The following is a 19942-nucleotide window of genomic DNA, read 5'->3' on the forward strand; positions in this document are numbered from 1 at the left end:
ACCGGCCCGGTCAGCGGCCGGACTGGCGGAACCGGCGGATCGCCAGCGCGGCGCCGGTGACCAGCGCGACGAGCAGGACGAGCCCTGGCCAGAGCCGCTCCGGCGCCGAGCCTTCGGCCTGGCCGGCCGGGCGGGCCGCCCACCGGGTCTGCTTGGGTGCGGCCAGGGTGAACGGGTCGGCGCCCTGCCCGGCGTCGGCCCGGGTGTCCGGGCCGGCGCCGGGCGCCCGGCCGAAGCCCACCTCCCCGGGGGAGCCCTGGTCGTCGAGCGGGTTGCGCGCCACCGACGGCACGTCGGAGGTCAGCGCGGCCACCGGATCGACCATGCCGTAGCCGAACCGGTCGTCCCGACCGGTGGGCCCGAGGTCCCGCGCGGTGGTGATGATCCGGTTGACCACGTCCGCGGCGGACATCTGCGGGTACCGGGCCCGGACGAGGGCCGCCGTCGCCGCGACCAGCGGGGCCGCGAAGCTGGTGCCCTGCATCAGCCAGTAACCACCGGGGCGGGCCCCGTAGATCGCGGTGGCCGGAGCGCTGAGCACCGTCTCATGGCCGGTGACCGAGCCGGACCAGAGGTTGTCATTCCGGTCCAGCCCCGTGACGGCGAGCACGCCCGGCTCGCGGGCCGGGTACCAGACCTTGCGGCTGTCCGAGGTGGCCAGGTTGCCGGTGCAGGCGACCACCACGACGTTGCGGGCGAAGGCGTAGTCGATGGCGGCGGCCAGGGGCGGGCTGGGTTCGCTGCCGCCGAGAGAGAGGTTGATCACGAGGGCGCCGTGGTCCACCGCCCAACGCACCCCCTTGGCGACCGTCAACGCGTCGTCGTACCGGTTCTCCTGGTCGAGCACCCGGACCGGGAGGATCTTGGCGTCCGGCGCCAGCCCGACCGCGCCGCGATCGTCGTCGTTGCGCCCGGCGATCAGGCCGGCGACGGTGGTGCCGTGCCCCACCGGATCCGGTTCGTCGGCACCCTTCGAGACCAGGTCGATGCCGGGCAGCACCTGCCCGGCCAGGTCGGGGTGGGAACCGTCCACTCCGGAGTCGACGACGGCGACGATGATGCCGCGACCGGTGGAGGTCTGCCAGGCGGTCTGCGCCTGCAACGTGGCGAGCTGCCACTGCCCCTCACGGACCGGGTCCACCCCGGTGGGCTCGTCCACCGGCGCACGCCGGGCGGTTCCTGCTGCGGCGGGGGCCGGGGCCGCGTGCGCGGGCGGGGCCAGCGGACCGGCCACGGTGGCGAGGGCGGCCGCCGCACCGAGCAGCGCGCGCCCGACAAGACGCCGGGCCGCCGTCGGGGCTCCCTGCCGATCCCTGGTCACATCCCCAGCCATTCAACGCGACAGAAACATGCTGCTCGGAGATTACCGGGTTTCCCGTACGCCACGGTGCAAGTCGCTGACCCCGCTCATCCCGGCGGCAGGTGGGCCAGCTGCACCAGCCGGACGCCCTCCCGCCGGGTCACCAGCCGGCCCCGCCCCGGGGGCAGCGGCCCGGCCTTCACCTGACCCACGAGCGTCCCCTCCTCCGGGCCGCCGGACATCACCAGGCCGGGCGTGGAGAGCTCCCGCAGCCGCTGGACGATCGGCTCGTACGAGGTCCGGCCGGAACCGGCCGCCCGGCGGGCGAGCACCAGGTGCAGGCCGACGTCCCGGGCGTGCGGCAGATGCTCCTCCAGCGCGCGCAGCGGGTTCGCCGGCCCACCGGCCACCAGGTCGTAGTCGTCCACCAGCACGAACAGCTCCGGACCGGTCCACCAGGACCGGCTGCGCAGCTCGGCCGGGGTGACCTCCGGCCCGGGCAGCCGCCCCTGGAGGTAGCTGGCCGCCGACTCGATCAGCGCGACGGTGTGCGGCGCGGCCGTGCCGTACCCGATCAGGTGCGGCGTCTCGATGGTGCCCATCAGGCTGCGCCGGTAGTCCACCAGGATCACCCGGGCCTCGTCCGGGGTGAACCGGTTGACGATCGAGGTGGCCAACGCGCGCAGGAACGACGACTTGCCGCACTCGGCGTCGCCGAAGACCACGAAGTTGGGCTCCACGGCGAAGTCCAGCACCACCGGACGCAGGTCCGCCTCGGCCACCCCGATCGGGAAGGCCAACCCGTCGGTCCCGCTCTGGTCCAGCTCCGCGTAGGGCAGCACGGGCGGGAGCAGCCGGATCCGGGGCGCGGTCGGCCCGGCCCACGCCCCGGCCACCGCCTTGACCAGGTCGGTGGTCCCGGTGCCCAGCGCGGCGACGGTGGGCCGGGCGGTGAGGAAGTGCAGCCCCTCGGCGGTGATGCCGCGGCCCGGCTGCTGCTCCGGCACGGTGGCCGCGACGGGGCGCTTGACCAGCACCGAGTCGGCCGGGTCGCCGAGGCGCAGTTCGAGGCGGGAGCCGAAGAGGTCCCGGATCGCCGGCCGGAAGTCCGACCAGCGCAGCGAGCTGGCGACCACGTGCACCCCGTACGCGAGCCCTCGGGTGGCCAGCTCGGTGACCAGCGGTTCCAGGTCCTCGTAGTCGCTGCGCAGGGTGTTCCATCCATCGATCACCAGGAACACGTCGCCGAACGGGTCGGGGTCCGGCCGCCCGGCGGGCAGCGCGGCGGCCCGCCGCCGGCGCCACGCCGCCACCGACTCCACCCCCGCCTCGGCGAAGCGCCGCTCCCGCTCGACGAGCAGGCTGACGATCTCGCCGACGGTACGGCGTACGGCGGTGTGGTCGGCCCGCCCCGCCACCCCGCCGACGTGCGGCAGGTCGCGCAGCGCGCCTAGCGTCCCGCCGCCGAGGTCGAGGCAGTAGATCTGGGCCTCGGCCGGGGTGTGGGTGAGCGCCAGGGCGCAGCTGAGCGTGCGCAGCAGGGTGGACCGGCCGCTGCGGGTGGTGCCCACCACGGCCACGTGCCCGGCCGCCCCGTCCAGCGCCAGCCAGAGCAGGTCCCGGCGCTGGTCGAACGGCTTGTCCAGCAGGGCGACCGGCACCTGGAGCGCGCCGTGCAGCTCCGGGTTCGCCACGGTGAGCCCGCGTACCGGGTCGGCGCCGACCGGGCCCAGCAGCTCGTCCAGGGTGGGGGGCTCGTCCAGCGGCGGCAGCCACACCTGGTGCGCCGGCGGGCCCTGCCCGGCCAGCCGGCCGACCAGCAGATCGAGCAGGCTCTCGGTGGGGTCCGCCGTGGTGGGGAGCGCGGCGGGGGTGGCCGGCTCGGTGACCGGCACCAGGTGGGTCGAGAAGGAGAGCAGCCGGGACGTGCCGCCGTCGGGCGAGCCGGCCGGGCCGCCCCGGCGGCGCACCGGGCCGGAGACGTACGCGGCCTTGAACCGGGTCAGCGGGTCGGTGCCCGAGCGGAGGTAGCCGTGCCCCGGACTGCGGGGGAGCTCGTGCGCGTCCGGCACGCCGAGCACCGTCCGCGACTCCAGCGCCGAGAAGGTGCGCAACCCGATCCGGTACGACAGGTGGGTGTCCAGCCCGCGCAGCCGCCCCTCCTCCAGCCGCTGGCTGGCCAGCAGCAGGTGGACGCCGAGCGACCGACCCAGCCGGCCGATCTGGACGAACAGGTCGATGAAGTCGGGCTTGGCGGAGAGCAGCTCGGAGAACTCGTCGCAGATCAGCAGCAGCGACGGCAGCGGGGCGAGCGGGGTACCGGCGGCCCGGGCCCGCTCGTAGTCCCGCTGGCCGGCGAAGTTGCCGGCCCGGCGGAGCAGCTCCTGCCGGCGCACCAGCTCGCCGTTGATCGCGGCGACCATCCGGTCGACGAGCGGCAGCGTGTCCGCCAGGTTGGTGATCACCGCGGCGGTGTGCGGCAGCCGCTCGAACGGCGCGAAGGTGGCGCCGCCCTTGAAGTCGACGAGGACGAAGTTGAGCTGTTCCGAGCTGTGCGTGGCGGCCAGCCCCAGCACCAGCGTGCGGAGCAGCTCCGACTTGCCGGAGCCGGTGGCGCCGATGAGCAGGCCGTGCGGGCCCATGCCGTCCTGCGCGGACTCCTTGAGGTCCAGCTCGATCGCGCCGCCGTCGGCGCCCACCCCGATCGGCACCCGCAGCCGGTCCCGGGCGGCCCGGGGCGCCCAGCCCTGCTCGGCGGTGAAGTTCTCCGGGTCGCCGAGTCCGAGCAGCTCGGGCAGGCCCGGCTCGGCGCCGGGCGGGCCGTCCGGTCCGCGTACCGTGCCGGCGAGCCGCAGCGGGGCGAGCCGGCGGGCGACCGACTCGGCGTCGGCGGGCTCCAGCGCGTCGGCGGTGCCGACCTCCGCGTGCCCCTCCGCGGAGCGCGAGTGCAGCCGGCCGTCGGCCAGGTCGAGCAGGAGCGCGTACCGGTCGAGCAGGCGGGGCGGCGGGGTGTCCAGGTCGAGCACGGTGACCCCGTCGATGCCGCCGTCGCCAGCCAGGTCGGTGGCCCCGGTCAGGTCGCCGCCGTCGAGCAGCACCACCACGTGCGGGCCGTCGGTGGCCGGGCCGACCGGGCTGAACCGGGACCGGCTGGCCAGCACGTCGTCGAGGAGCTGCTCCAGCTCGGCGGCGGAGCTGGTGACCAGCCGCACCGGGCCGAGCGCGTCGGTACGGCTCGGATGGTGGGCGTGCGGCAGCCACTTCACCCACTCCCAGCGCGCCCGCCGCTCCGGGCCGGCGCAGACCGCGACCAGCAGCTCGTCGGGGGCGTGGAAGACGGCGAGCTGGGTGAGCACCGCCCGGGCCAGCGCCTGCGCGGCCGGGGAGCCGGCTCCGCGGTCAGCGACGGCTCCAGGTCGCTGCGCGGCGTCAGACGCGCCGAGCTGGAGTTGTCGCACGGCCGGGCCGCGTACGAAGACCCGGGCGAAGCTGCGCAGCGAGAGCGCCACCGGCAGGTCCGGCACCACCGAGTACGCGTCGAGGAAGCGCCGCAGCGCCCCCGCGGTCATCGGCTCCAGCTCCTCCAGCGGCCGGGTGACCGGCGGCACCAGCGGGGTGGCCAGCGTCTGCGGGCCGACCCCCACCCGGACCACGGCGAAGTCGGGGTCGCCCGGCCGGCGCTCCCAGACCCGTGGCTGTCGACGGTCGACCAGAGCCGGCCCGGGTCGGGGTGCCGGTAGTAGAGCCCGGTCCGCTGCGCCCCGGCTGTCTCCCGGACCCGGCGCCGCAGCGCGGCCAGGTGGCGCAGGTATTCCCGGCGGGCGGCCATCATCTCCGACTTCTTCGGGCCGGCGCCGCCCCACGAGGTCACCAGCATGGCCAGCGAGGAGAGGCCGAACATGCCGCCCACCACGTACGAGTACGCGCCGCCGCCCCGGCCGAACATCATCGCCATCGCCACGGTGCCGCCGAGCATGGGCAGCACCATCAGCGCCTGCTGCCAGCGCCCGCCGGTGAGCACCGGGATCTCCGGCGGTGCCGGCACGGGCAGCTCCCCGCCCGGAATCTCCGGCGCCGGGCGGCGTGGCGGCCGCTTGACGACGACAGTGGACACTCGGCCTCCCCAGGTGGCTCTCGGTGACCCGAGCCTCGCTCATCGTAGGTAAAGTCCTGTCGTCCGTCAGTCACCCATCCCGCTCGATATGGAGATACCTCGATGACAATCGGGCTGGCCCGGGTCACGATCAGTGCCCCGCAGCGGCGGGTGGACGTGGCCCTGCCGGAGCAGGTTCCCCTGGCCGAGCTGCTGCCCGAGGTGCTCCGGCACGCCGGCGAGGGGCTGGCCGACGACGGGGAGCGGCACGGTGGCTGGGTGCTGCGCCGCACCGACGGCGCGCTGCTCGCCACCGCGCAGGCGCTGCTGCCCCAGGGGGTACGCGACGGCGAGGTGCTGCACCTCGTCCCGGCCCGGGCGGAGTGGCCCGAACTCGAGTACGACGACGTGGTCGAGGCCATCGCCGACGGGGCCCGCCGGCGGGGCGCCGCCTGGTCGCCCGCGGCCACTCGGGCGGTCACCCTGGCCGGGGCGGGCGTGCCGCTGGCCGTCGGGCTGCTCGCCGTGCTGGCCGCCGGGCCCGGGCAGGGGAGCGGCTGGCCCGTGGCCGGCGCGGTCGCCTTCCTGTTGGTGCTCGCCGGCACCGCCGCCTCCCGGGCGTACGGGGATGGCCCGACCGGCACCACCCTGGCCGGGTACGCCCTGCCGTACGCCGCGGCGGCCGGCGCCCTGGCCGTGAGCAGCGGCGACCCGGTCGGTCCGCTCGGGCCACTGCGCTGGGTCGGCGCGCCGGAGTTGCTGGCCGGCGCGGTGGCCCTGCTGCTGGTGTCGGTGCTCGGCCTGCTCGGCGTGGCCAGCCGGGCGCGGGTCTTCGTGGCCGGCGCGACCGTCGGTGGGGCCGGCGCGGCGGCCGCCCTCGGCGGGCTCCTCCTCGACCCCGCCAGCACCGCCGCCGTGCTGCTCTGCGTGCTGGTCTTCGCGCTCGGCGGGCTGCCGCTGCTGGCGATCCGGCTCGGCAAGCTGCCGCTGCCGCCGATCACCCTGCCCGCCGCCACCCCCGGCGGCGGCCCGGGCGGCGTCCGGGACCTGCCGGACCCGGGCCGGGTGCACGCCGCGGTGGCCCGGACCGAGGAGGTGCTGACCGGCCTGCTGCTCGGGCAGGCCGTGCTGGCGGTCGCCGCCACCGCGGTGCTGGCCACGGCGGGCGGGCCGGCCGGCCGAGTGCTGGCGGCGGTCGGCTGCGCCGTGCTGCTGCTGCGCTGCCGGCTGTTCGTGGCGGTCCGCCACCGGGTCCCCGCGGTGGCCGCCGGCCTGACCGGGTGCGCCCTGCTCGGCGCGGTCCTCGCCGGGCGCGTCGACCCGACCGGCCGGCTCGCGCTGGCCGGCGGCGGGCTCCTGCTGGCCCTGGCCGCCGTCGCGGCCGGCGCCACGTACGCCCGGCGGCCGGTCTCCCCGTACCTCGGTCGGCTGGCCGACCTGACCGACACCGTGCTGGTGGTCTCCGTGGTGCCGGTCGCCTGCGCGGTGCTGGACCTCTACGACCGGGCCCGCGGGCTGCTCGGCTGAATGCGAAGGCCCGGGTCGTCGAGCGACCCGGGCCTTCGCGTGGCGCGTGACAGATCAGTGCGCCTCGCCGCGCTCGGCGGCCTCCTTGGCGCGCTGGTACGAGGCCCGGATCTCGGCCTCGGCCTCGGTGCGCCCCACCCAGGTCGCGCCCTCGACCGACTTGCCCGGCTCGAGGTCCTTGTACACCTCGAAGAAGTGCTGGATCTCCAGCCGGTCGAACTCGCCGAGGTGGTGGATGTCCCGCAGGTGCTCCTGGCGCGGGTCCTCGTAGGGGACGCAGAGGACCTTGTCGTCGCCGCCCTTCTCGTCCGTCATCCGGAACATGCCGATGGTCCGGCAGCGGATCAGGCAGCCCGGGAAGGTGGGCTCGGGGACCAGCACCAGCGCGTCCAGCGGGTCGCCGTCCTCGCCCAGGGTGCCCTCGATGAAGCCGTAGTCGGCCGGGTACTGCGTGGAGGTGAAGAGGGTGCGGTCCAGCCGGATCCGGCCGGTCGCGTGGTCCACCTCGTACTTGTTGCGGTGACCCTTCGGGATCTCAACCGTGACGTCGAAATCCATCTTCCACGCTCCCTCGTTTGCCCACGCTGGCTAACGGAACCAGTGGCGCGCCACTCCCGGTCGGGTGAACCACCCCCGCCGACTCCGGCCGCCGCATAGTGTTCGGACCGAAGTAGTGTCACCCAAGGTGCTTCTGAGCGGGGGAGGAGGGGGTCGTGGGGAGGGAAGATTCACACTACCGCCCCGAAGGGGTTGACGGGCGGAACTCCGGCCGTTCCGACTCCGGCGGTGCCACCGGGCGCGTCCGGGTCCCCGGCGCGAACCCCTCCCCGGCTCGCGGGTCCGCCCCCGTCGGCCGGGCCGACCCGCGACAGTACGGCGCCGGCCCGAGCGCCCCGGTGAGCTGGCCGGGGCACGGCGCGCCCGGCGGGATACCGGTCAGCCCGCCCGTCCCGCCGTCCGGTCCCGCCCCGGCCGCCCCGGCCGTCCCGCCCCCGCCGGCCCGCCGGCGGGGCCTCCGGCTGGTGGCCGTGCTGGCCGCCGTGCTGGTGATCGCGCTGGCCGTCGTCGGGCTCGCGGTGGTCCGCCCCGGCCCGGTCGCCGGCTGGCTCGGCGGCGGGGCCACCTCGCCCGGGGCCAGCGCCCAGCCGCCGGAACCCGACCCGCCGGCCGTGCTCGCCGGCCCGGACGGCAACGCGCCGGAGCCCACCCCCGACGGGGTACGCGCCGCGCTCGAACCGCTGGTCCGCGCCGCCGCGCTCGGCGACCGGGTGCACGTGTCGGTGGCCGACGTGGCCACCGGTCAGGCGCTCTACGGCGACGGCCAGGACACCCCGACCGTCCCCGCGTCGGTCACCAAGCTGGCGACCGGGGTGGCGGTGCTGGCCGCGCGGGGCCCGGCGTACCGGATCCCCACCCGGGCGGTGGCCGGCGCGACCCCCGGCGAGGTGGTCCTCGTCGGCGGTGGCGACCCGAGCCTCGCCGTGGACAAGAACGGCTTCTACCCGGGCGCGGCCCGGCTGGACGACCTCGCCGCCCAGGTGCGCAAGGCGCTCGGCGACACCGCGCCGACCAAGGTCACCGTCGACTCGTCCCTGTTCAGCGGTCCGGTGTACGAACCCGGCTGGGACGCCGACATCCCCACCGGCGGCTATGGCGCGGCGATCGCCGCGCTGACCACCGACGCCGCCCGGCGGGACCCGCAGGAGGCCCGGAAGACCTTCGACGACACGCACGGCGCCGCCGAGCGGGTGCCCGAGCCGGACCTGACCGCCGGCCGGCAGTTCGCCCGGCTGCTCGGGCTCTCCGGGGCCGCCGCCGAGGTCAAGCGGGGCAACGCGCCCGCCGCGTCCGGGGCCGCCGCCGCCGGCGCGGCCGCCGCGCCCGGCACCGAGCTGGGCAAGGTCGAGTCGCTGCCGCTGGTCCGGCTGGTCGACATCATGATCAGGGACAGCGACAACGTGATCGCCGAGTACCTGGCCCGGCAGGTGGCGCTCGCCAAGGGCAAGCCCGGCTCGTTCGTGGGCGGCGCCGCCGCCACCGACGAGGTGCTCGGCGGGCTGGGGCTGCCGGCCGACGAGATCAGCCTGGCCGACGGCAGCGGGTTGTCCCGGACCAACCGGATCAGCCCGTCCCTGCTCACCGACCTGATCACCCTGGCCGGCAACGGCAGCCACCCGGAGCTGGCGGCGATCTTCGGTGGCCTGCCGGTCGGCGGCTGGTCGGGCACCCTGGACGACCGCTACCGGGAGTCGGGCACGAAGGCCGGGGCCGGTGTGGTCCGGGCCAAGACCGGCACGCTGACCGGGGTCAATGCCATCGCGGGGCTGGTCACCACCGCCGACGGGCGGCTGCTCACCTTCGCCGTGCTCACCGACCGGACCCCGCCGGACACCCTCGACGAGACGCGGGAGGCCCTCGACCGGATCAGCTCCACGCTGGCCCGCTGCGGCTGCCGCTGACCTCCGGGCACCCTGCGACCGGCGTCGATCGGCCGGCGTGAGCGCCGGTTGGGGTGTCGCGGCGCGGGTACGGTGGGTTCATGGCGCAGTTCGTGGACTGGGATCTGGCCGCCGCGACCGCGGGGGCGTTGGGCAAGTCGGGGCCCCGGGTGTCGTACGCCGAGGCCACCGACGTGGTCGGCGAGTTGCGACGGCTGACCGAGGAGGCGGCCGGGCACGTCGCCGACTACACCGGGCTGCGCTCCCAGGTCAGCCACCCGCCGGTCCGGGTGGTGGACCGCCGGGACTGGGCGGCCGCGAACATCGCCGGGCTGCGTGAGGTGATCGGCCCGCTGGTGAGCCGCCTTTCCGGCGACAAGCGGCCCGGCCCGCTGACCGAGGCGATCGGGTCCCGACTCACCGGCGTCCAGGCCGGCACCGTGCTGGCGTACCTGTCCGGCCGGGTGCTCGGCCAGTACGAGGTCTTCGCCGGCGACCCCGGCCAGTTGCTGCTGGTCGCGCCGAACATCGTCGAGGTGGAACGGAAGCTGGGGGCCGACACCCGGGACTTCCGGCTCTGGGTCTGCCTGCACGAGGTGACCCACCGGACGCAGTTCACCGCGGTGCCGTGGATGCGCGCGTACTTCCTCAGCGAGGTGCAGGCGTTCGTGGACGCCGCGCAGGCCGGTGAGCACCTGCTGGAGCGGCTGCGGCGGGGCGTGGCCACCCTCTCCGACGCGGTGAAGGACCCGGAGAGCCGGGCCAGCGTGCTGGACATCGTGCAGACCCCGGCGCAGCGGGCCGTGCTCGACCGGCTCACCGCGCTGATGACGCTGCTGGAGGGGCACGCCGAGTTCGTCATGGACGGCGTCGGCCCGCAGGTGATCCCGAGCGTCGAGTCGATCCGGGCGGCGTTCAACCGCCGCCGGGAGGCCGGCAACCCGCTGGAGAAGGCGATCCGCCGGTTGCTCGGCATCGAGGTCAAGATGCGCCAGTACGCCGAGGGCCGGAAGTTCGTGCACGGGGTCGTCGACCGGGTCGGCATGGCCGGCTTCAACAAGGTCTTCAATTCGCCGCTGACCCTGCCCCGGCTGGACGAGTTGGGCGACCCGGACGCCTGGGTGGCCCGGGTGCACGGCGGCCCGGCGAACGTCCCCCCGGCCGCCGGCTGAGCCGGTCGCCGTGGCCGCCCTCGCCCCACCGGTCGCCGCCGTCCGGCTCGCCGTACGCCGGGCGTTGACCGGGCTGCCCGGCGCCGGGCCGGTGCTGGTGGCCTGTTCCGGCGGCGCGGACTCGCTCGCCCTGGCCGCCGCGACCGCCTTCGTGGCGCCCCGGCTCGGCCGGCGGGTCGGCCTGGTCACGGTGGATCACGGCCTGCAACCCGGCTCCGCCGAGCGGGCCGAGGCGGTCGCCGGCTGGGCCCGTGAGCTCGGGCTGGACCCGGTGGAGGCGGTGCCGGTGCGGGTCGCCGGGCGGGCCGGCGGTCCGGAGGCGGCCGCCCGGGAGGCCCGCTACGAGGCGCTGGTCGCGGTCGCCCGCCGGCACGACGCGGCCGGGGTGCTGCTCGGCCACACCCGGGACGACCAGGCCGAGACGGTGCTGCTCGCGCTGGCCCGGGGCGCCGGCCCGCGCGGCCTGGCCGGCATGCCGGAGCGCCGGGAGCTGTCCGGGGTGCCGCTGCTGCGCCCGCTGCTCGATGTCGCCCGCGAGGACACCCGCAAGGCGTGTGCCGCACTGGGATTGACCCCGTGGGACGACCCGCACAACGTCGACCCGGTGTACGCCCGCTCCCGGGTCCGCACCGACCTGCTGCCGGCCCTGGTCGACGCGCTCGGCGCCGGGGTGGTGGACAACCTGGCCCGGACCGCCCGGCTGCTCGCGGCCGACACCGCCGCCCTCGACGACCTGGCCGCCGCGGCCCTCGCCGACGCCCGGTCCGCCGAGGGTGGGCTCGCGGTCGACGCGCTGGCCGCGCTGCCGGCGGCGGTCCGTACCCGGGTGCTGCACGCCTGGGCCCGGGAACTGGGCGCGCCGCCGGCCGCCCTGTCACACCGGCACGTCGCCGCGCTGGACGCCCTGGTCACCGACTGGCACGGGCAGGGTGCGGTGCAGCTGCCCGGGGCGCTGCCGGTGGTCCGCCGCGCCGGGCGGCTCGCCCCCGGCTGACCCGCAGTTTTTGCCGCGATGCCGGGCTGGTGATCAGACCTCGACGCGCTCCCGGAACGTGGTCCGGTAGGCGTGCGGGGTGGTGCCCACCCGGCGGCTGAAGTGGTGCCGCAGCGCGGCGGCGTCGCCGAAGCCGGCCTGGTCGGCGACGGTCTCCACGCTCAGCCGGGTCTCCTCCAGCAGCCGCCGGGCCAGCAGCACCCGCTGGTTGGTCAGCCAGTCGTGCGGGGTGGTGCCGGTCTCGGCGCGGAACCGGCGGGCGAAGGTACGCGGGGCCATGCCGGCCCGGGTGGCCAGCTCGTCCACCGTCACCGTCCGGTCCAGGTGGCCCATCAGCCACTCCAGCACCGGCTCCAGGGTGGGCGCCTCCGGCGCCTTCGGGATCGGCGCCTCCACGTACTGGGACTGGCCGCCGTCGCGGTGCGGGGGGACCACCATCCGCCGGGCCAGCCGGGTGGCCGTTGCCGAGCCGTGCTCCTGGCGGACCAGGTGCAGGCAGGCGTCGATCCCGGCGGCGGTGCCGGCGCTGGTCAGCAGCCGCCCGTCCTGCACGTACAGCGAGTTGCAGTGCACCCGGGCGGCCGGGAACCGCCGTTGCAGGTCGTCCACGTGCCGCCAGTGGGTGGTGCAGTCCCGCCCGTCGAGCAGCCCCGCCTCACCCAGCACGAACGCGCCGGAGCAGACGCTGAGCAGCCAGGCGCCCCGGTCGGCGGCCCGGCGCAGCGCGTCGAGGACCGGCCCCGGGACGGCGGCGCCGTCGGCGTGTGCCGGCACGGCCACCAGGTCGGCGTCCTCGATCGGGGTCAGGTCGGCGTGCGGCGTGAGCAGGAAGCCGGAGCGGCTGCGCACCGGCCCACCGTCCACGGTGCAGACGTCGAAGCGGTAGCCGGGAAAGCCGTCGGCGGTGCGGTCGGTGCCGAAGACCTCGGCGAGCACGCCGAGCTCGAACGCGGCGACCTCGTCGAGGGCGACCACGGCCACGGATCGAAGCATGTGACGAGGGTAACCCGACGGGTGGCAGGAAATCGAGGCCTACTGGCATCCCTGCCACTGTCAGCGTGGGTGCGGCGGGGCGCAAACTGGTTCCAGTCCGGTGCGCACCGGCGGCGAAACCGACATCAACCACGCGAAAGCGAGCGCCGCCATGACCGTCCTGCTGCTTGTGCTGTTCCTGCTCTTTCTCGTCGTCGCCAGCGCCGTGGGGCTGACCGCCGACACCCGGGACTCGGCCGACTGGAAGCCGACCGACGACGGGCGGCGCTGGCGCTCCCGCACCTGCTGAGGTGATTTGCCCATTCAGCGCCGAATGTCCCCGGCGGGACCGCGCCAAAAGGGGCGGCCCCGCCGACGGAGGCCATCGGGCGTACGGCAGGCTAGGAGCATGGCTGACGGCTCCTGGTACGACGCCGACATCGACCACGTGATCATCTCCGAGGCGCAGATCCGCGAGAAGACCGCGGAACTGGCCAAGCAGGTCTCCGCGGACTACGCGCACGTCGAAGACGGTCTCCTGCTCGTCTGCGTGCTCAAGGGCGCGGTCATGTTCATGGCCGACTTCGCCCGGGCGTTGGGTCGCCAGGGTCCGCCCGCCGAGCTGGAGTTCATGGCCGTCTCCTCCTACGGCCAGGGCACCACCTCCTCGGGCGTGGTCCGGATCCTCAAGGACCTGGACCGGGACATCGCCGGGCGGCACGTGGTGGTCGTCGAGGACATCGTCGACTCCGGTCTGACCCTCTCCTGGCTGCTGCGCTACCTCGAGTCGCGCTCCGCGGCCAGCGTCGAGGTGGTCGCCCTGTTCCGCAAGCCGGACGCGGTGAAGGTGCCGGTTTCGGTGAAGTACGTCGGCTTCGACATCCCGACCGAGTTCGTCGTCGGCTACGGCCTGGACTTCGGCGAGCGCTACCGCGAGGTGCCCTACGTCGGCGTGCTGAAGCCCGAGGTGTACGCGCGGGCCTGAGCGGCCGCTCGGGATCCGTCAAGCGGACGTTCAGCGGGCTCTCAGCCTTCCGGACTACGGTGGAGGCCGGTGGCGTGGAGGCACCCTCCAGGCCCGACCCCTCGCACCGCGTGACCGGGCGGTCGGATGGTCGGGTGGGGAGTTCCCGTCACGCCGGCCCAAACCTGGGTTCGCCGTACGCGTAAGTGCCGGGCTCGCAAGCTCACATCTGGCACGAACGGTGTACCGTCGAATGACCGCGACGCGCCACTCGGCGCGCCTCGGGGTCGGGGCCGGCCCGCACGGCGGCTGCGGCCGCCGCCCGCGGCGGCGACACCATTCAGACGGTCAGGACGTCGATCAGGAGGATGCGGGCGTCTCGGCGCCCGACGACAGCATGGAACGTACGCGTTTCTTCCGCCGACCGGTGGTCTGGATCATCCTGGTCATCCTCGGCGCCGTTTTGCTCAGTCAAGTCTTCACGGCTGGCCCCAGCTACCACCGCGTGGACACGTCGGTGGCGCTCGACCAGCTCCACACTGCGAAGATCAACAAGGCGGTCTTCCAGGACAAGGAGCAGACGCTCCAGCTCGACCTGGCGCAGAAGACCAAGTTCGGCGACACCACCACCGACCGGATCGAGGCCCAGTTCCCCTACGAGGTGGGCAACCAGGTCTGGAACGAGGTCCTGGCGGCCAAGTCGGCCAACCGGATCACCGGCCCGGCGGACACCAAGGTCTCGTCGGACAGCATCTGGGTCAGCCTGCTGGTCAACCTCCTTCCCATCGCGCTGCTCGTGCTCCTGCTGCTGTTCTTCATGTCGCAGATGCAGGGCGGCGGCTCGCGGGTGCTCAACTTCGGCAAGTCCAAGGCGAAGATGATCACCAAGGACACGCCGAAGACCACCTTCGCCGACGTGGCCGGGGCGGATGAGGCCGTCGAGGAACTGCACGAGATCAAGGACTTCCTGCAGAACCCGGCGAAATACCAGGCCCTGGGCGCCAAGATCCCGAAGGGCGTGCTGCTCTTCGGCCCGCCCGGCACCGGTAAGACCCTGCTCGCCCGGGCGGTCGCCGGTGAGGCCGGGGTGCCCTTCTACTCCATCTCCGGCTCGGACTTCGTGGAGATGTTCGTCGGTGTCGGCGCCAGCCGGGTCCGCGACCTCTTCGAGCAGGCCAAGTCGAACGCGCCGGCGATCGTCTTCGTCGACGAGATCGACGCCGTCGGCCGGCACCGTGGCGCCGGCATGGGCGGCGGCCACGACGAGCGGGAGCAGACCCTCAACCAGCTCCTCGTCGAGATGGACGGCTTCGACACCAAGGGCGGCGTCATCCTGATCGCCGCCACCAACCGGCCGGACATCCTCGACCCGGCGCTGCTGCGCCCGGGCCGCTTCGACCGGCAGATCCCGGTCGATGCCCCCGACATGGAGGGCCGCAAGGCCATCCTGCGGGTGCACGCCAAGGGCAAGCCGTTCACGCCCGACGTCGACCTCGACTCGGTCGCCCGGCGTACCCCCGGCTTCAGCGGCGCCGACCTGGCCAACGTGATCAACGAGTCCGCCCTGCTCACCGCCCGCAAGGACCAGCGGGCGATCACCAACGACTCCCTGGAGGAGTCGATCGACCGGGTGATCGCCGGTCCGCAGCGCCGGACCCGGGTGATGAGCGACCAGGAGAAGAAGATCACCGCGTACCACGAGGGTGGGCACGCGCTGGTCGCCTGGGCGCTGCCGCACGCCGCGCCGGTGCACAAGGTGACCATCCTGTCCCGGGGCCGGTCGCTGGGCCACACCCTGGTCCTGCCGACCGAGGACAAGTACACCCAGACCCGGGCCGAGATGATCGACACCCTGGCGTACGCGCTGGGCGGCCGGGCCGCCGAGGAGCTGGTCTTCCACGAGCCGACCACCGGCGCCGGCAACGACATCGAGAAGGCCACCCAGCTGGCCCGCGCGATGATCACCCAGTACGGCATGAGCTCCAAGCTCGGTGCGATCAAGTACGGCACCAGCGGCGACGAGCCGTTCCTCGGCCGCAACATGGGCCACGAGCGGGACTACTCCGACGCGGTGGCCGCCGAGATCGACGGCGAGATGCGGGCGCTGATCGAGCTGGCCCACGACGAGGCCTGGGAGATCCTGGTGGAGTACCGGGACGTCCTGGACAACATCGTGCTCGAACTGATGGAGAAGGAGACCCTCTCCACCGCCGACATGGCCCGGATCTGCGCCCGGGTGGCGAAGCGCCCGCCGATGGCCCCGTACCACGGCTTCGGCAAGCGTCAGCCCTCCACCGAGCCGCCCGTGCTCACGCCCGCCGAGAAGGACGCCCTGAAGGCCCAGGCCCAGGCCGACGGGGCCTCGGTCGGCGGGTCCGCCTCGAACAACTCGGACGGCACCCACTGAGCAGCGAACCGACGGCCAGCTCCCCCGACCGGGAGCTGGCCGTCTCCGCGACCGAGCCCGACACCGACGACGGGCTCGACTTCGTCGCCGCGCGCCTGATCAGCGGCAAGCTGACCGGGCGCCCGGTGGAGGAGACGGTTGACCTGGCCCGGATCGAGAAGGCGGTCCGGGAGATCCTCGTCGCCGTCGGCGAGGACCCGGACCGGGACGGCCTCCAGCAGACGCCGGCCCGGGTCGCCCGCGCGTACGCCGAGCTCTTCGCCGGCCTGCGGGTCGACCCGGCGCAGGTGCTCAGCACCACCTTCGAGGCCAACCACGAGGAGCTGGTGCTCGTCCGGGACATCGACGTGATGAGCCTCTGCGAACACCACCTGCTGCCGTTCCGGGGCAGCGCGCACATCGGCTACATTCCCGGCCGGGACGGCCGAATCACCGGCCTGTCCAAGCTGGCCCGGCTGGTCGAGGTCTTCGCCCGCCGGCCGCAGGTCCAGGAGCGGCTCACCTCGCAGATCGCCGACCTGCTGATGACCAAGCTGGACCCGCGCGGCGTCGTGGTGGTGCTCGAGTGCGAGCACATGTGCATGGCGATGCGCGGCATCCAGAAGTCCGGCGCCAAGACGATCACCTCGGCGGTACGCGGCACCCTCCAGCGGGACGCGAAGTCGCGGGCCGAGGCGATGGCCCTGATCATCCCCCGCTGACCCGGACCCCACTCGACGGCCGCGCCGCTCCCACCCGGAGCCGCGCGGCCGTCGCCGTTCCGGGCGCTCAGCCGAGCATGGCCAGGACCAGGCCGGCGGTGGTCAGCACCGCCGGGACCAGACAGAGCAGCGCGCCGAAGCGGGGCGTCCGGTCCACCCGGTCCTCCGGCCGGGGCCGGAACAGCCGCCCGACCGCCAGCCAGCCGGCCATGAACGCGACCGCCGGCATCGGCAGGCCGATCACCAGCGCCAGGATGCTCACCGGGCCGGTGCCGGTGGCGAGGAAGAGCACCACCTGGACCAGCGGAACCACCAGCGCCAGCGGCCCGTACACCAGCAGGTTGCGCGGACGGGCCGGCCAGCGGGCCAGCCGGGGCAGGCCCCGGGCGGCGAGGGTGTCGTCCGCCGCCTCCGCCCAGCCGCGCGCGGCCCGCAGGGCGGCCAGCACCGCCGCCGGCCCACCGGCCATCGACCGGACCGACTCGGTCACCTCCGGCGGCGTCGGCGCCAGCGAGATCGCCGGTACGCCCAGCTCCCGCAGCCGCGACTGTTGCGGCGCCAGCCGCTCCCGCACGGCGGTCAGCTCCTCCCGGGCCGCCGCCACCGATCGGGCCTGCTCACTGGCGGCGGTCGCCGCGGCCCGGCGTACCCCGTCGAGCTGCCGCGCGGCGGCCACGTAGTCGGCCCAGGCCGCCTGTGCCGGGTCGACCTCCGCCGTCGGGCCGCCGGACCGGGGTGCGGGGACGGCCACGCCTGTCTCGCTCACGCCGGCTCCTCCCCGAACGGCACCAGCACCGTCCCCTGCTCGCCCGGGCCGTCCCAGAGCACCGCCCGCCCGGGCCGCGGCCGCCACGACACCGGCCGGTCGAAGAGCTGCTCCAGCCGGCCGCCCGGCACGTCCGTCACCACCACCGCGGTCAGCTTGTCCACCTCGCCCTCCGGGCCGAGCAGCCCGGTCAACGGCGCCACCGAACGCCACCAGCCGAGCAGGTGCCGCCCGCCCGGCGGGCCCTCCAGCAGCAGTGAGCGCAGCAGCTCGGGCGGCAGCTCGTCCGCGTCGGGCACGTCCAGGCCGAACACCACCAGGTAGCCGGGTGCGTCCTCCTCCATCGCCGCCCGCAGCCCGGCCACGTCGACCGTCTCGACCTCGTGCCGCTCGGCCAGTTCCTCGGCGAGCGCCGCCGCCGGCCCGGCCGACCCGTTCGCCAGCGGCGCCAGCACGAACCGGACCCTGCCGGGCTGCACCGCCGCGCTCCGGACCGCCGTGACCAGCAGCCGCTCCGCCTCCTCGTCCCGGCCCAGCACCGCCAGGTTCCGGCCGGCGGCCGGCCCGAGCGGCACGGCCGCCGTGGAGCGGTGCACGTCCACCGCCCGGCCGAGCAGCGCGGCCGGGGCCGGTGCCCGTCCGGCCAGCGCGGCCCGGTACCGCGGGTCGTTGGTGAGCAGCGGTCGCGCGTACCCCGCGAAGACCACCGGCGGGAGGCCGCCCTCCGGCCGGGCCGACCAGAGGCGGTGCCGCAGGTCGGCGAGGGCGTCCGGGTCCTCGTGCGGATCCGGGAACCGGATCATCCGTTCATGCCCCCGGGTGGCGCCGCGCGGCCCGCCGAGCCCGCCGGCGGTGTTCACCACCGCGCTGCCCACCGGCAGCCCGGCCGCCGCGTCGTTCGTCGGCTCCAGCACCGCCGACCCGCCGGGCAGCGCCACCCGGACCGGGAACTGGCCGAGCAGCGGGTCACGCGGGCCGCCGATGCCGAGGTCGCCCTCGCCGGCCAGGACCAGATGGATCCCGTACGCCCGGGCGGCGCGGGCCAGCGCGTCCAGCCGGGCCAGCAGATCGGTGGCCAGCCGGTCCCGCTCGCGCAGCAACAGCGGGAAGTTGTCGATCACGCAGACGATCCGGGGCAGCGACTGGTGCTCGCGCAGCTCCGCGTAGCGCTGCCCGCCGGCGCGCCGGCCGGCGTCCTCGCGGCGGCGCAGCTCCGCCGCCAGCTCCTCCAGCAGGTCCGCCACGTATTCGCGGTCGGCGGCCATCCCGGCGGTCCGGACCTGCGGCACCCAGGAGCGGTCCCGCTCCGTCTGCAGGAACTCCACAAAGGAGTCACCGTCGCCCAGGTCGGCGAGGTGGAGGACCAGCTCGTCCGGGGCGTAGCGGGCGGTCAACCCGAACAGCACGTTGGTGAGGAACGCGGACCGGCCCGCCGCCGAGCGACCGCTGACCAGCCAGTGCGGGGTCAGCTCGGTGAAGCCGAGGCTGACCGGCCGGCCCGCGGCGTCACCGACCATCGTGCTGAGCGCATCTGTGGAGCTCGACTGCCACCGCTCCCCGGCCGGCAGCAGGTCGGACAGGGAGAGCCGGGTGCCGTCCTCGATCTGCCGGGCCAGCCGGCGGCAGACCCCGGCGACCAACTTCACCGGTGGATCCTCCGCCAGGAACACCGGCGAGTTCAGCCCACCCGGCGACTCCGCCCCGGGACCGCTGAGCGCCGCGCCCGGCGGGTCACCGACCAGCGCGTACGCGGTGCGCACCGCGATGCTGGTGGCCTGGGGCAGCGGCGCCGCCGCCGGCCAGCCGGCCACCACCAGGTGCAGCCCCGCCCGGTGCCCCTGGGCGGCCAGTCCCTCGATCCGGGCGCGGTCCGAGGGGGCCGTGCCGTCCGGCAGGGTGGCCAGCATCAGCAGCAGGGTCCGGTCGTGCCCGCGCTGCCGGGCGGTGCCGGCGGCCACCCACTGCTCGGCCTCGGCCAGGACCGCCCGGAGCCCGGCCGCGTCCGTCGCCGGCGGCGGCAGCAGCCCCGCGTCGGCCAGCGCCGCGAAGCCGGCGAAGGTGTCCGCCGGACCGGTGCCGTCGACTGCGCGGACCAGCAGCGCGCCGGCCGGAGTGGCGGCGAAGAGGCGGAGCAGGAGGGCCCGGAGCAGCCCGGCGACCCGGGGATCACCGGCGTCGGCGTCGACCGTCAGGTGTCCACTGCCGAGCAACGGCACCAGCGCGGGGAACCGGGCGTCGTCCAACGGCGCGGCGGTGCCGACCCGGACCACGGGCGGCGGGCCGTCACCCGGCGGGGTCGCCACGGTGAGGCCCTCCAGCGGGTCCCCGGCCCAGCCGGGCGCGGCGAGCGCCGCCGACGCGCGGAGCCGCTCGGCCAGCTCGTACTGCCGGTGGTGATCGGCGGGTGCGGGCCGGATCTCGTCGAGGATGCCGGCGGCGGCCGACGCGGCCGCCTCCGCCCGGCGGTGCAGAACGGCGGCCCGGCCGGCTCGCGCCTTCGGACTCGCCACCGCGTCCACCTCTCTTCCCGAGGCCGACCTATCCTCCCCGAGCTGTGACGGTATCCCAGCCGAGCGCCGTCCTCCGGGATGTCGCCCGGCGCTGCGCC

General features: G+C 75.3%; 13 protein-coding genes and 1 pseudogene. 8 read left to right on the top strand and 6 right to left on the bottom strand.

Features of this window, described 5'->3' with window-relative positions; all coding sequences use genetic code 11:
• Positions 1–10: 10 nt before the first annotated feature.
• Together mycP and eccCa are read right to left on the bottom strand one after the other, a co-directional pair.
• Entirely contained in the window at positions 11–1321 is a 1311-nt protein-coding gene (gene mycP / locus Q2K19_RS12710; RefSeq protein WP_446839664.1) for a type VII secretion-associated serine protease mycosin, read from the bottom strand.
• An 86-nt stretch (positions 1322–1407) separates the two neighbouring features.
• Positions 1408–5414, bottom strand: a pseudogene (eccCa, locus tag Q2K19_RS12715) (type VII secretion protein EccCa).
• Between the two features lie 102 nt (positions 5415–5516).
• Between eccCa and eccD the strand changes: the two are divergent.
• On the top strand, positions 5517–6920 hold the full coding sequence (eccD, locus tag Q2K19_RS12720; RefSeq protein WP_302770911.1) for a type VII secretion integral membrane protein EccD: 1404 nt from the start codon (positions 5517–5519) through the stop codon (positions 6918–6920).
• Between the two features lie 54 nt (positions 6921–6974).
• On the opposite strand, the gene Q2K19_RS12725 is transcribed toward eccD, so the two are convergent.
• A complete protein-coding gene (locus Q2K19_RS12725; protein WP_302770915.1) occupies positions 6975–7478 on the bottom strand; it encodes an inorganic diphosphatase in 504 nt (167 codons plus the stop codon).
• Between the two features lie 371 nt (positions 7479–7849).
• Between Q2K19_RS12725 and dacB the strand changes: the two genes are divergently transcribed.
• The 3 genes from dacB to tilS all read left to right on the top strand — a co-directional run bounded on the left by dacB (position 7850) and on the right by tilS (position 11524).
• Positions 7850–9379 (top strand): D-alanyl-D-alanine carboxypeptidase/D-alanyl-D-alanine endopeptidase, encoded by a 1530-nt coding sequence (gene dacB / locus Q2K19_RS12730; RefSeq protein WP_446839812.1) that lies wholly within the window; start codon positions 7850–7852, stop codon positions 9377–9379.
• Between the two features lie 80 nt (positions 9380–9459).
• On the top strand, positions 9460–10530 hold the full coding sequence (locus tag Q2K19_RS12735) for a zinc-dependent metalloprotease (protein WP_302770918.1): 1071 nt from the start codon (positions 9460–9462) through the stop codon (positions 10528–10530).
• Positions 10531–10540: 10 nt separating this feature from the next.
• Complete coding sequence (tilS, locus tag Q2K19_RS12740; RefSeq protein ID WP_302770920.1) at positions 10541–11524, top strand: tRNA lysidine(34) synthetase TilS; 984 nt, start codon at positions 10541–10543, stop codon at positions 11522–11524.
• A 33-nt stretch (positions 11525–11557) separates the two neighbouring features.
• Here tilS and Q2K19_RS12745 read toward each other — a convergent pair whose 3' ends face one another.
• Positions 11558–12517: a GlxA family transcriptional regulator gene (locus Q2K19_RS12745; protein WP_302770922.1), complete on the bottom strand. Its 960-nt coding sequence runs from the start codon at positions 12515–12517 to the stop codon at positions 11558–11560.
• 151 nt (positions 12518–12668) lie between these two features.
• Here Q2K19_RS12745 and Q2K19_RS12750 point away from each other — a divergent pair, with 151 nt between their 5' ends.
• The 4 genes from Q2K19_RS12750 to folE all read left to right on the top strand — a co-directional run bounded on the left by Q2K19_RS12750 (position 12669) and on the right by folE (position 16568).
• Positions 12669–12806, top strand: coding sequence for a hypothetical protein (locus Q2K19_RS12750; protein ID WP_302770924.1), 138 nt, complete (start codon positions 12669–12671; stop codon positions 12804–12806).
• Between the two features lie 99 nt (positions 12807–12905).
• On the top strand, positions 12906–13481 hold the full coding sequence (gene hpt / locus Q2K19_RS12755) for a hypoxanthine phosphoribosyltransferase (RefSeq protein WP_302770927.1): 576 nt from the start codon (positions 12906–12908) through the stop codon (positions 13479–13481).
• A gap of 376 nt (positions 13482–13857) precedes the next feature.
• Entirely contained in the window at positions 13858–15867 is a 2010-nt protein-coding gene (gene ftsH, locus Q2K19_RS12760) for an ATP-dependent zinc metalloprotease FtsH (RefSeq protein WP_302770929.1), read from the top strand.
• A gap of 35 nt (positions 15868–15902) precedes the next feature.
• Entirely contained in the window at positions 15903–16568 is a 666-nt protein-coding gene (gene folE, locus Q2K19_RS12765) for a GTP cyclohydrolase I FolE (protein WP_302772458.1), read from the top strand.
• Positions 16569–16635: 67 nt separating this feature from the next.
• Here the strand turns inward: folE and Q2K19_RS12770 are convergent, their stop codons facing one another.
• Positions 16636–17334, bottom strand: coding sequence for a hypothetical protein (locus Q2K19_RS12770; RefSeq protein ID WP_302770931.1), 699 nt, complete (start codon positions 17332–17334; stop codon positions 16636–16638).
• Positions 17331–19853 carry an FtsK/SpoIIIE domain-containing protein gene (locus tag Q2K19_RS12775; RefSeq protein WP_302770933.1) on the bottom strand — a complete coding sequence of 841 codons (2523 nt, stop codon included), beginning with the start codon at positions 19851–19853 and terminating at the stop codon, positions 17331–17333. The genes Q2K19_RS12770 and Q2K19_RS12775 overlap by 4 nt, the downstream gene beginning before the upstream one ends.
• Positions 19854–19942: the final 89 nt, after the last annotated feature.

It is taken from the genome of Micromonospora sp. NBRC 110009, from assembly GCF_030518795.1.
Classification (GTDB): domain Bacteria; phylum Actinomycetota; class Actinomycetes; order Mycobacteriales; family Micromonosporaceae; genus Micromonospora.